At 56.7% G+C, this 12,167-nt stretch carries 11 protein-coding genes and 1 riboswitch; of the genes, 8 read left to right on the top strand and 3 right to left on the bottom strand.

Translation table 11 applies throughout. From position 1 onward, the window contains the following. Positions 1 to 42 precede the first annotated feature (42 nt). Entirely contained in the window at positions 43 to 1,107 is a 1,065-nt protein-coding gene (gene holA / locus OL236_RS05825) for a DNA polymerase III subunit delta (RefSeq protein ID WP_265071677.1), read from the top strand. A 42-nt stretch (positions 1,108 to 1,149) separates the two neighbouring features. Here the strand turns inward: holA and OL236_RS05820 are convergent, their stop codons facing one another. Then, complete coding sequence (locus OL236_RS05820) at positions 1,150 to 2,079, bottom strand: hypothetical protein (protein ID WP_265071676.1); 930 nt, start codon at positions 2,077 to 2,079, stop codon at positions 1,150 to 1,152. A 245-nt stretch (positions 2,080 to 2,324) separates the two neighbouring features. Between OL236_RS05820 and OL236_RS05815 the strand changes: the two genes are divergently transcribed. Next, positions 2,325 to 2,966 carry an HAD family hydrolase gene (locus OL236_RS05815; RefSeq protein ID WP_265071675.1) on the top strand — a complete coding sequence of 214 codons (642 nt, stop codon included), beginning with the start codon at positions 2,325 to 2,327 and terminating at the stop codon, positions 2,964 to 2,966. Here the strand turns inward: OL236_RS05815 and mutY are convergent, their stop codons facing one another. Both mutY and OL236_RS05805 read right to left on the bottom strand, forming a co-directional pair. Further along, positions 2,967 to 4,184: an A/G-specific adenine glycosylase gene (gene mutY / locus OL236_RS05810; RefSeq protein ID WP_265071674.1), complete on the bottom strand. Its 1,218-nt coding sequence runs from the start codon at positions 4,182 to 4,184 to the stop codon at positions 2,967 to 2,969. Positions 4,185 to 4,238: 54 nt separating this feature from the next. Further along, positions 4,239 to 4,631, bottom strand: a complete 393-nt coding sequence (locus tag OL236_RS05805) for a C-GCAxxG-C-C family protein (RefSeq protein ID WP_265071673.1) — start codon at positions 4,629 to 4,631, stop codon at positions 4,239 to 4,241. A gap of 165 nt (positions 4,632 to 4,796) precedes the next feature. On the opposite strand from OL236_RS05805, the gene pth reads away from it, so the two are divergent. The 6 genes from pth to OL236_RS05775 all read left to right on the top strand — a co-directional run bounded on the left by pth (position 4,797) and on the right by OL236_RS05775 (position 12,156). Further along, positions 4,797 to 5,453 carry an aminoacyl-tRNA hydrolase gene (gene pth / locus OL236_RS05800; RefSeq protein WP_265071672.1) on the top strand — a complete coding sequence of 219 codons (657 nt, stop codon included), beginning with the start codon at positions 4,797 to 4,799 and terminating at the stop codon, positions 5,451 to 5,453. After that, entirely contained in the window at positions 5,450 to 6,688 is a 1,239-nt protein-coding gene (locus OL236_RS05795) for a radical SAM protein (protein WP_265071671.1), read from the top strand. The genes pth and OL236_RS05795 overlap by 4 nt, the downstream gene beginning before the upstream one ends. Before the next feature lie 81 nt (positions 6,689 to 6,769). Next, a riboswitch (cobalamin riboswitch) is annotated at positions 6,770 to 6,949 on the top strand. A 166-nt stretch (positions 6,950 to 7,115) separates the two neighbouring features. Continuing rightward, the gene (locus tag OL236_RS05790; RefSeq protein WP_265071670.1) at positions 7,116 to 9,092 is read left to right on the top strand and encodes a TonB-dependent receptor plug domain-containing protein; all 1,977 of its coding nucleotides are present in this window, start codon (positions 7,116 to 7,118) and stop codon (positions 9,090 to 9,092) included. Continuing rightward, the gene (locus OL236_RS05785; RefSeq protein ID WP_265071669.1) at positions 9,076 to 10,074 is read left to right on the top strand and encodes an ABC transporter substrate-binding protein; all 999 of its coding nucleotides are present in this window, start codon (positions 9,076 to 9,078) and stop codon (positions 10,072 to 10,074) included. The genes OL236_RS05790 and OL236_RS05785 overlap by 17 nt, the downstream gene beginning before the upstream one ends. 35 nt (positions 10,075 to 10,109) lie before the next feature. After that, positions 10,110 to 11,156, top strand: a complete 1,047-nt coding sequence (locus OL236_RS05780) for a radical SAM/SPASM domain-containing protein (protein ID WP_265071795.1) — start codon at positions 10,110 to 10,112, stop codon at positions 11,154 to 11,156. Then, positions 11,146 to 12,156, top strand: coding sequence for an ABC transporter substrate-binding protein (locus OL236_RS05775; RefSeq protein WP_265071668.1), 1,011 nt, complete (start codon positions 11,146 to 11,148; stop codon positions 12,154 to 12,156). Before OL236_RS05780 ends, OL236_RS05775 begins: the two co-directional genes overlap by 11 nt. Positions 12,157 to 12,167 lie beyond the last annotated feature (11 nt).

Here is a 12,167-nt window from a genome sequence, read left to right as displayed (position 1 = left end):
TTTTGTTGCCATAGCTTCTGTTTTGACGGATGGGGTGAGGCGTTGAAGTACGGGCCGTTCATGGCGGCGCTCCGCAAGGGAGAGCCGAAGCATGTCTACCTGCTCGCGGGCGAGGAGCATTACTATATCGAAAAGGCGAAGGCGGCGATCTTAGAGTGCCTCTTTCCTGCGGGCGAAGGTCTGCGGGATGCATTGGAAGAAGCTGCGCCCGACATGGATGCCGACGCGCTCATCGGCCTCTTGGAAACGGTGCCGTTCTTCGTGCCCAAGCATGTCGTGCTCGTGCAGGACAGTTCTCTTTTTCGCGAGAAGAAGCGGACGGCAGCGGACGGCGAGGATGCGAAGGCAGCGAAAGGGAAGAAGAGCGGCGCGGACAAGAAGGAAGAGCGCCTGCTGCATCTTCTTGCCGACATGCCCGACTACGCCTATGTGATCTTCCTCTGCGCGGGCAAGGCGGACAAGCGGCGCAAGGCGTACAAGGCGATTGAGGCGGCGGGCGCGGTGCTCGATGCCGATGCCGTGCGCCCGTGGGAGATCGGCGACTGGCTCGCGGGAAAGCTCGCCGAGATTCACAGGGAGTTTGACCGCGAGGCGCATGCGTACTTCATGGGCGCCGTCTCCATGATGCATGAAGTCTCGCTCTCGTATCTCGACAAGGAGTTTGAAAAGCTCGCGCTCTATACCGCGGAGAAGCGCATCGGCAGGACGGAGCTTGCCGCTGTATTCTCCGGGCTGCCCGAGGTATCGTCGTTTGCGATGATGGACGCGGTGAGCGAGAAGGACGTGAAGAAGGCTCTGACGCTTCTGCGCCGCCAGACGGCGGACGGCGTGTATGCGCCCGTGCTGCTTGCCCTGATGGTGCGCCATGTGCGCCAATTGTGGCAGGCGAAGCTCCTTCTGGCGCAAGGCGTGCGCGGCAAGGCATTGGGCCCTTCGATGAAGCTCAATCCCTTCATCGCGGAGAAGCTGGGACGCGCGAGCATGAAGTTCTCCGAGCCTGTTTTGAAGCGGGCGATGCTCTCGCTCATCGACGCCGACTATCTGCTCAAGACGGGGCAGGGCGGCGCGGAATTGTTGGAAGATGCCGTGATCTCGCTGTGCCGTTGACAGAGGAAAAGCCGCCCCGTGCGCGGGGCGGCTTTTCCTCTGTCAAGTTTCGCTGTCGAACGACTGCATCGGTACACCCTTGCGAGGCTTCGGCAGGTTACGGTAGGCGCGTGATGCGCTGAAGAAGCGCGTGGCTACCGTCATGCTGGCAGGGTCGAGGTTTTCGACGGAGCGCTCTGTTGTACTCGTGAGTTCCCGATATTTCGCCGTTTGCGTGAATTTCGCCCATGCTGCTTGCAGGGCGCGCGCCATGATGAATTCGATACCCGTCGTGTCTTCGGGCTGCTGCACGAAGGCGGAACTCGTCTTGGGCGGCGGAGCGCTGCCCGTACGCTTTTCGCGTACTGTAGCGGGGGCGGCAGATGCAGAATGCACAGGCTGCTGCTTTGCGGCGGTTTTCGTCGTCGTTGAGGTTTTTGCAGTGGTCGTGCCCGACGCGCTCGCTGCATCGAGCTTCCAGCGCGTGCGCGGCTTCGGAGCACCGAACGAATCGCGGGCAGGAGAAGTCTTTTCCAACGTCCTCGTCTCGGCGGAAGGCGTGCGCGCGGACACTTCCTCTGCCGCTTCCTTTTGACGTGCGGCGTTCCCAGCTTCATTCACGAGGCCGCTTGCGATGAGGAAGGCTTCGCTCGCCTCCTCCTTTGAGGTCGCGGCTTCGAGCTTTTCTACGAGCGCCTCGCGCGCATCCTGCGCGGCTCGCGCCTTGGTGTAAAGTCCCGTATCAGAGCGTTTCAGAAAGCGCATCTCGTCCGCCATGAGTTCGTCGCCGTTCAAGAGCTTCTGCTGGATGATGCGGCGCATGGCGCGGCTCGCGCCATCGAGCTCTTCTGCCTGCGGCTCGTCGTCTGCAGTGCCGGCGTCCTGCGGCGCACGGTTCTTGAGCACTTGCCTTGCTTTGCCGTTGTAATCGATCTTCATGCCGATGTTCTTTTGCTTTACATAGGCGCTGACCTTGTCGCTCTCGTCAAACATGCCGAAATCCCTCCTGCAGCCGTTTTCTTCCTGCGATCAATATATAGGCTTATTATACCATGGAGACATATATCTGTAAACGTTTAGGCATACATTCTCTGCTGTGTTCGACGGCTGCCTTTGCATGGGAATCGTTTTTGCTAAAGACTTTCTATGACATAGCGCTGATACATATTCCCTTGCTTTTCCGTGCGCGATAGCTTAACATGGAAAGGCAATATGAGAAAGGGGCGGGAGACGGAGTCATGACAAAGTTTATTTTCGACCTCGACGGAACGATTACGAAGGAAGAGACGCTTCCTGTTATTGCCAAACATTTTTCGATGGAAGAAGAGATTGAAAAACTTACGCGGCAGACAGTCATGGGGCATGTCCCTTTTGTCGAATCATTCATTCGGCGCGTCTTCCTTCTTGGGAAGCTGCCGATCGATGAGATTGATGCACTTTTGGAGGGGGTGGAACTTCATGAGCCGATCGTGAAGTTCATTCGGAAGAATCGTGCGCATTGCGCTATCGCTACGGGAAATCTTTCGTGCTGGGTCGCGAAACTCGTCGCACGAATTGGCTGCGAAGCCTACTGCTCCGAGGGAAAGATAGAGAACAACCGAGTAGTAGAGCTTATGAATATCATAAAGAAAGAAACCGTCGTTGAAAAATATCGTGCCGCAGGGCATCGCGTCGTCTTCATTGGCGATGGTCATAACGATGTGGAGGCGATGCGTGCCGCGGACATTGCCATCGCCTCGGGATTGACGCATGAGCCGGCGCAGAGCGTCCTTTCTGTGGCGGACTGTCTTGTACGGAATGAGGCGGAGCTGTGCAGCCGGCTGAATCAGCTGCTGGTAAATATTGTAGAGCCGCGAAAGCAGGATGTTTTGCCGAAATAATCAGGACGACGCCCCGTCCGGTGCTTGAAGATAAGGAAAGTAGCTGCGGTAGGCGGCAGGCACGCTGTAAATGTCGGCGATTTCCTGTGCCGTCGCCCAGAGAAGCGGTGGCGTTTTTGTCTGAGCATCGTAGGGAGCGGTGGCTTCGTGGAGGCACAGGGAGGCAGGGCGTGCATTGGACTCGACGGCTTCGGTTGAAGCAGGCGAGGATTTCGTCGCAGCGGATGGTTCATCGCTCGACGTTTCCGCCAGTTCGACGTGCCAGCCGACCATTTGCCATGTGATATGGGAGAAGATGTGCTGTGCGGCGGGGAGCGCGTGGAGTTTTGCGGGGATAAGGCCGATGGCTTGTAGCGCCTCCTCCGCTTCTTTCTTTTTGAGGTGTCCTTCCATGGCGGGGAAACCCCAAAGCCCCGCGAGAAGTCCTTGTGAGGGACGCTTTTTGAGGGCGATTTTATCGTTTTTCGCCAGCAGGAAGATCGTGAGTTTTTCCGTGCGCCGCCTTTTGGGCGGCGTTTTTTGGGGCAATTCCGCCTGCAGATTGGCTTCCTTGGCGAGGCATAGGCGTTCAAGAGGACAGGAGGGACAGCGTGCGGCGCCGCGCGGCAGACAGATGAGGGCGCCGAGCTCCATCAAGGCTTGGTTGAAGTCTCCAACATTTTTGGGCAGACGCGCGATCAGTGCTTCCTCGACAGCGCGTTTCGTGCTCTCCTTTAAGATGTCGGCTGGGCAGGCGAGGAGGCGCATGATGACACGCAGCACGTTGCCGTCGACGGCAGGACGGCGCTCGCCGAAGGCGATGGAGGCGACGGCGCCTGCTGTGTAGCGGCCGATGCCGGGCAAAGTGAGCAGGTCGTCGAAGCGCGCGGGAATCTTGCAGCCATGGTCGCTGCAGATGAGACGCGCGGCAGATTGCAGGTGGCGCGCGCGGCTGTAGTAGCCGAGACCTTCCCAGAGCTTCATCAGAGTGTCTTCGTCGGCTCGGGCGAGAGCGCGTACGTCGGGCAGCGCGGCGACGAAGCGTTCGAAGTACGGTTTGACCGCCTCGACGCGCGTCTGCTGCAGCATGATCTCGGACACCCACACGCGGTACGGCGTAGGCTCCTCACGCCACGGCAGTGCGCGTTTTTCGCTATGAAACCAGCGCAAGAGAGGCTCGGCGATCTCGTCGAGAGTTTCTATGTTTTTCAAGATGTTTTCCTGCGGTCTTTTTGCCATCGAAGTCTCCTCTGGTCATGGTGCTGCGCTGTGATACGGATGAGCGGCATAGGGTCACTTTGTTTCAGTCAGAAGTGCCGCAAGCTTTTGGCACATGTCAAAAACAAGTCCGTCACAGTTTTCTTTGCGTGCAATGCCTTTTTCTTCTGCGGCGGCGAGAAGACATCGGCAGTCCGTCGTGCCGTGGGCGGCGAGGAAGTCGTCAACAAGCTTCTTCGCCGTTTCCTTGTTCTTGCCCGCTTTGCCGAGGATCATCAGCGCGGCGGTCAATGTGCCGCAGGCGGAGCCGTGCATCATGCCCGCGCCGAAGAACACGCCGAGAGCGTCGGCTGCTTCCTTTTCCATGCCGATTTCGGCGGCGAAGGGAACGAGGAGCGACTGCGCGCAGTTGTAGTGACGGCCGCCCGGCTCTTGTCGCAGAAGTTTTGCCTCTTCCAGATGGTTCATGGTTTTGCCTCCTTGTATGGTGAAGAATCTCATTTCATTCTACCTGTTTTTCGCGTAGGTGCAAAGGCTTTATTTTGACAAGGCGCATTTCGTGCGGTAGAATCGTGATAGCGGACTTGCCGCAGCGTTTTGCGGCGAGTGTTTAGAAACGTTCGGAGGAATACGATGAAGATCATTGCCGGTCTCGGAAATCCCGGGGCGGAGTATGCACGTACGAAGCACAATGTCGGCTTTATGCTTGTCGACGCCTTGGCTGAAAGACTTGGTGTCGATGCTTGGCGTGAGAAGTTCAATGCGCTTACAGCCGAAGGGCGCATCGGCGCACAGAAGGTGCTGCTCGTCAAGCCTTTGACCTATATGAATGAAAGCGGACGAGCGGTAGGCCCTCTGCTCGATTGGTACAAGCTCACTCCTGAGGATTTGATCGTCGCGCACGACGACATGGACATCGCGGCAGGCACGATCCGTCTGCGGCGCAAGGGAAGTGCGGGCGGTCATAACGGTATCAAGTCGCTTCTCGCGCACATCGGTTCGGAGGACTTCTCGCGTGTGCGCATTGGCATCGGGCGTCCTTTGCCCGGCTGGACGGTCGTCAAACATGTGCTTGCGCCTTTTCCTGCAGACGACGCGCCGAAGATTCAAGAGGCGATTTCTTATTTATTGCCCGCCGTCGAGTGCATCGTGACGGATGGCATCGACATGGCGATGAATCGCTACAACCCGCGCAAGAAGAAGGCGGTAAAGCAGGAAGCGCATGAGAAGGAAAACGCAGAGAAAGGCAGCGCTGTACCGCAGACCGAGAGGCAGGAGGGCGAAGCATGAAGGCGGAAATACGTGCGCTCTATGCCGATGAGGACGGGGCGATCTTCGATGCGCCGGGTATCGCGGGATTGGGACGCTCGGGTGATACACTCGTGCCGCTTGCGCCTGCCGACCTCATTCCTCTGCCCGAGTCGGCGGACTTGATGTTCCTGCCCGAGCGCGCGGCGATGGGAATGACGGCGGCGGGTGAGATGCTGCCTCTGGCAGGACGCGCCGTCGCTGCCATCCTGCCTGCGGGCTATACGCGGCTCTTTCTGCCTGCCTTTCAGCGAGAGGAAGGGGCTGAAAGGCTCGCTCTCTACGGCTACACAGCGGTCGTGCTCTACAAGGATGAGCTTTATGCGGCGGCGCTCTATACGGATGAGAATATGAAGTGGGATCCCGTATACTACAACACGCGCGAACTAAAGAAACTCGTGCGCCGCGTTGAAAAGGATCTGCCGGGCAACCGCATCGTCGAACAGGTGGCGGGCTGCTCCTTGAAGTGGCATTGCTGCACGGCGCAGAATCTCTTTTACCGTCGCTGGGAAGCGGGCATACCGACGTCGCCTGTCTGCAACGCGAATTGCTTCGGCTGCATCTCCCTGCAGCCCGCCGAGTGCTGTCCCTCGCCGCAGAGCCGCATCACGTTCCACCCGACGCCCGAGGAAATCGCGCAGGTCGGCGTCTATCATCTGTCGACTGCACCCGATGCCATCGTGAGTTTTGGGCAGGGCTGCGAGGGCGAGCCGTCGCTTGCGGCGGATGCGATCGCGGCAGCCGAGCGTCTGATTCGTGCTGAGACGAAGCGCGGGCAGATCAATATCAACACGAATGCCGGCTATACCGAGGGCATCCGAAAGATCGTCGATGCCGGTCTTGATTCCATGCGTGTGAGCATCATCAGCGCCATCGAGGAGAGCTATGCGGCGTACTACCGCAGCAATTACACGCTCGCTGACGTCAAGGAGTCTATTCGCTACGCGCTTTCGCACGGTGTATACGTGTCGCTCAACATGCTCTTCTTTCCGGGCTTCAACGACCGCGCCGAAGAACTTGAAGCGTGGCGCAGCTTCTTTCGCGAGCTGCCAGTCAACATGGTGCAGGTGCGCAACCTCAATGTCGATCCCGATGCCTTCCTCGAAGTCATGCCCGAGGCGCAGGGCGAGGCAGTCGGTGCTAGGGAGTTTTTGGAACGGCTCAAGAAGGAGTTTCCGACGCTCGTCATCGGCAGTTTCAGTCACTATGTTGAATAGGGAATTTCTACAAGGAGAATGATTCCTATCGAATTCCTATGCTTGACATAGGAATAAATCAATGCTATTCTTTTATAGGAATTTCATATCGTTGGATCAGGTGTCGCAAGACTTAATAGGGAATTCGGTAGAAGCCGGAGCGGTCCCGCCACTGTAGCAGCGAGCAACCCTGCAAGGAATGTCACTGGGGCGAATGCCTTGGGAAGGCGCAGGGAGCGATGAGCTGGAGCCAGGAGAACTGCCTGATGGACAATCGCCATTTGACCTGCGAGTGATGGGAAGGGGATTAAGGAAGCGCCGTTTGGCGTTTCTTCGGCTGCACGAACATAATCCTCCCGGCGAAACTGCCGGGATTTTTTTGCGTCGCCCTTATGCGCCTTTTCTGCCTTGCAGGAGGGGCGCTTTATTTTTGGAAAGGGTGATGTAGATGAAAGGCAAGAGACATCTGACGTGGGCGGTGCTTGCGGCAATCGCGGGCATGAGCCTATCGGGCGAGGCGTATGCGGCGGAAAATGCGGCGGCAGGAAAGGCGGCAGCGAAAACGACGCAGGTGCAGGAACAAAGTGCGGAAACTGCAGAAAGCGGTGGCCATGATTTGCCTGATACGCTCGTGACGGCGCAGCGCAGGTGGAAGAGCGATCTTGATACGCCCGCGACGACGACGATCATCACAGCGAAGGATATTGAAAAAGCGGGCTATCGCAACGTATTTGAGGCGATCGACCAGCAGATCGGCTCGACGAGCACGTCCTTCGGCGAGACAGGGCAGGATTTCGGTTTTGCGGCCGGACGCATCACATTGCGCGGCTATGACAGGGGCACGCTCGTCATGGTCAACGGCGTGCCGATGAATCTCAAGAATTACCCGAGTACTGAAAATATACCCGCCGCGATGGTCGAGCGCATCGAGATCGTCAAGGGAGCTGCATCTACACTCTACGGCGGCGAGGCTATGGGCGGTGTTATCAATATCATTTTGAAGAAGCCGAAGGAGGGAGAACCAGAATTTCAAATAAATCAAACGGTTGGAAATTATTTCAAGAAAAGTGAAGCAACCTATATGGGAGATCGTATCATCGTCGATGTGAGTCGTGAGTGGTCAAAGGATCTATCGCATTCCAACGGCTTTGGCATTGATAAGATCTCATGGGTTGATTGGTGGGTCGGCAAGGGAAAGAAAAGCCGTGTGGGACTCATCGCACAACTGACCGAAGAAATATCTCTGAACTACAACTATATGGAAGGTGATATTACCCGCGGGGGAATCCAGTACAGGAAGTCAGGAAATACTCTTGTTCCTACGGGGGTGAAATATAATTATCGCTATAATGATCGCCGCCATACAGCTAGTCTGGTTTACCAAGGGAAAGAAAATGGCATCCACGCTGTTCTTGGTTATAACTATCGTCAGGTAGATGGGTATGACTATATCAAAAATCAAAAAAATGACAGCAACGCAACGATGGATGGTCAGATTTTCGACTTGCAAAAGAACTGGAAGATTGGAAAAGATTCGCTGGTTTTGGGCTATTCTTATAAGCGTGAGGGCATCGATACGCCGGCGAAAGAGCGTACGGCTGTGCGCACGGGAAATGCGCTTTATGCTTCATACAGCAAGCAATTCACGCCACGTTTCAATTTCACACTCGGACTGCGTGGTGAATGGATCAATGATCCCGAGAAGGATCAAAGCGTCTTTATGCCGCAATTCCAGACGAATTATCAATTCGATCGCAATACAGCATGGTACATCAATGTTGGCAAAGCATTTCAGATGCCGACGGTAGATGATAGCTTCCGGTATAAGAATTTCAATCCGACAGGTCTTAAGCCTGAGAGCGGCTGGACGTATGAAACCGGCATTAAGATTAGGCGTGGCAATGATCTGTGGAAAGCTGCTGTCTATCATATGGATATGAAGAATAAGATTGGCTGGGCTCTGAATCCGGCTACGCAGCAAAGTTACGCAGTGAACAAGGGCGATTTTCGCAATACGGGATTTGAAATCGAATATACGAAACGCTTCAATGATACATGGAGCTTTAGCCTTGGTGCAGGATTCTCCAATCCTGAAATCAAGGATCCTTCGGGAAGTAAAGGCTGGGTACAGGATGCAGGACGCGTCGAAGGACTCGTACGTGTTGATTATAAGATGAAAAAATGGCAGGGAAATTTGAACCTCAAATATCTTGGAGATCGTGAATATACGGCTCAAAGATATGGGGCAGCACAAGATGTGCCGGATAAGCTGCAGCTTAATATGAATGTTATCTATACAGCCGGCAAGAATGATACGGTGACGCTTGGTATCTACAATCTCCTCGATCGCGAGAACTATTCGAACCGCTACGGCAACCTCGATTTGCCTCTGAACTTCCGCCTGACCTATGCGCATACGTTCTGACGCATGGCGGCGCGGCGTGGTGCCGGCGCTCCTTCTCGCTGTCACCGTCCTCCTCTGCGCATGTGCGCGCGGGGGAACGGCGGTGGAGGAAGAAGCGGGCGATTTCTTTTGCGGCACAGACGATATGGGCACGGAGATCGTGCTGCATGAGAAGCCGCAGCGCATCGTCTCGCTCAATCTCGGCACGGATGAAATTTTGCTCGCGCTCGCGCCACCTGAACAGATTGCGGCGCTTTCATCCTACGTGGATGATGCGGGGCTTTCGTGCATGGCAGAGGCGGCGAAAGCCGTACCTGTCAAGCTGCACGACAAGAGTCCCGAGCGCGTGCTCGCACAGCATCCCGACCTTGTGCTCACGACGGACAGCGTGCCGAAGGAACTCGTGGCGAGTATGCGCGATCTGGGCCTGACGGTCTTTGTTTCCAAAACGCCCAAGAGTATCGAGGCGGTTTTTCCACGCATCGAGTCCATCGGCAAGGTGATCGGCAGGGAAGAGGAAGCGGCGGCCTTGACTGGAAGGCTGCATGAGCGCTTGGCGGATGTGACGCGGCGCACGGCGGACATTCCCGAAGACGAGAGGCCGATTGTCGTCGCTTTCGCTTTCAGCGGCGTCTTCGGGCGGCGCGACGACCTCTTCGACGATATGTGCCGCCATGCCGCGCTCAGAAACGGCGCAGCGATGGCGGGTCTCACGAAGGACAACAGCATCTCCATGGAGCAGGTCGTCGCGCTCGACCCCGACGTGTTCCTGCTGCCGTCATGGAGCGCCGAGGGGGAAAAGACGGAAGAATTCCGTGAGAAGCTGCGCAATGACCCGTTGTTCAAGCATGTAAAGGCGGTGCGCGAGAACCGTCTCTACTGCGTGCCCGATACGTACCGCTACAGCGCCTCGCAAAATGCCGTCGAAGCCGTCTATGTGCTGGCAAAGACCGTTTATCCTGAGCGTTTTGCCGATGAAGGCGGCGCGAGTGCAGGAAATTGATGCTTGATGTGCAAACGTGCCGGAAAGGGGCGGCGATGGGGCTGAAGATGCTGGTGCTGAGCCTGACGGGAGACTGCAACCTCGCCTGTCGCTATTGCTATGCAAGCGGTCAGGCGAGGCACACGATGGCATGGGAAACGGCGCGGCGGGCTGTCGATCTGGCTGCCTCCTGCGGGGAGCCGTTTCTCCTGCAGTTTTCGGGCGGCGAACCTCTGCTTGCATTGCCGCTCCTTGCACGTATCGCCGCCTATGTGCGCGATCATCGCATCGAGGCGCACATGGCTGTTCAGACGAACGGCACGCTGCTGACGGAAGAGGCGGTGAATATCCTATGCGATTCCAACATGGGCATCGGCGTGAGCCTCGATGGCAGGTCGGCAGTGCATGATCGCCAAAGGCAATATTCGGACGGCAGAGGTTCTGCCGCTGACGTGGCGGCGGGCATCGAGCGCCTTGCGCGGCGCGGCGTCGGCATCGGACTGACGTGCGTCGTGACGGCGGAGAATGTTTACAGCCTGACCGATATCGTCGATATGGCCTATTACTTTGGCAATGTGCATCGCGTCGGTTTCGACCTCCTGCGTGCGCAGGGGCGCGGCACGAACGCCGCTTTGCCGCGAGAAAGCGATATGGCGGCGGCGATGCGCGAGGTTTTTGCTCGGCGCGATGCACTTTATCGCTTGACGGGGCGTCGTCTCGCCATATCGCAGGAGGAGCAGGCGAGAGACATCGCAGGGCGCGGCGGGAGCGATTTTTCTCACTGCTATGCGATGAACGGCGAAGGCGTCCACGTCGACGTCGATGGCGGCATCTACGCTTGCTCCTCTTTCATCGGCGATAAGCGCTTCTTCCTAGGCAATGTTATGCAGGGCGTGAATTTGCGTCGTCTGCAGGAAGTATCTGCCAAGATGCAGCGGAGCATGGATTTTTGCCGACGATGTCACGATTTTGCCGCCTGCGGAGGCGGCTGCTTCGCGCGCTGGCTGGGAATGGAACAAGAAGAGCCGTGCGCGGCGGAATGTGCGTTGAAGAGGGCTGCAGCATCGGCAGTTTTCGGAAAGGAAGGGTATCGTGCGGAGTAAGGTCTTCATGCAATCGTCGCTCCTCGTTGTCGTCGTTTTGCTGCTTTTTCTGACAACATCGTGCGGCGGCGAAAAGAATGTGGAGGAGCCGTCTGCGAATTCTTCGACATCGTATTCGGTGACGGACATCACGGGGCGCACGATACATTTCGACACTCCGCCGCAGCGCATCGTCACTTTGTCGGCGACCTTGGATCAGATCGTTCTCAGCGTCGTGCCGCCTGAAAGGCTTGTCGCCGTTCATTCGAGCATGAAGGAATCCGTCAATTCCAATATGGTGGAGCTCGCTTCGCAAATACCTGAGACGATACATCAGCCGAGCGTAGAATACATCGTCTCCCTTCATCCCGACGTGGTTCTTGTTGCAGATTGGCAGTATATGGAACTTGCCGATCCGCTGCGCGATGCAGGACTGAAAGTCGTCATCGGCAGAGGCCCGCATAATCTCGCAGAGGTCAAGGATCTCGTGCGCCTTGCGACGGAAACCATCGGGGAGAAGAGAAGGGGTGAAATCTTGCTCAAGAAGATGGATGAAAAGCTGGCGGAGATCAAGACGAAGGTCGACGCCATTCCACAGGAGAAGAGGAAGAGCGTCGTGTTCCTCTCGCTCATGCCCACATACGGCGGCAAGGGATCGAGCTTCGACGACGCCTGTCACTATGCGGGCGTCATCAACGGTGTTTCCGCCTACGGACTGCGCAATGGGCAGGAAGTGACGAAGGAGGTGATTCTATCGATCAATCCCGACATACTGTTTTTGCCCGATTATCCATGGAAGGGGCAGGCATGGCTCGATGAGTTCATTCGCAGCTATACGGAAGATCCGGCTCTTCAGACGCTCAAGGCGCTCAAAACTCACAGCCTTGTGAAGCCCCGCTCGTCCTTCCTCTACAACTGTTCGCAGGACTTTGTCTACGGCGTGCAGGAAATCGCCTACAGGGTTTATGGCGATGAATTTTATCTGCCTGATGATGCGCATATTTCGGCAGTCGATGAGTGAATGTGCCGAAA

The organism is Selenomonas sputigena (assembly GCF_026015965.1).
Taxonomy (GTDB): domain Bacteria; phylum Bacillota; class Negativicutes; order Selenomonadales; family Selenomonadaceae; genus Selenomonas.
Note: the sequence above shows the minus strand (reverse complement) of the source record. Positions and strands in the feature narration are given on the sequence as shown.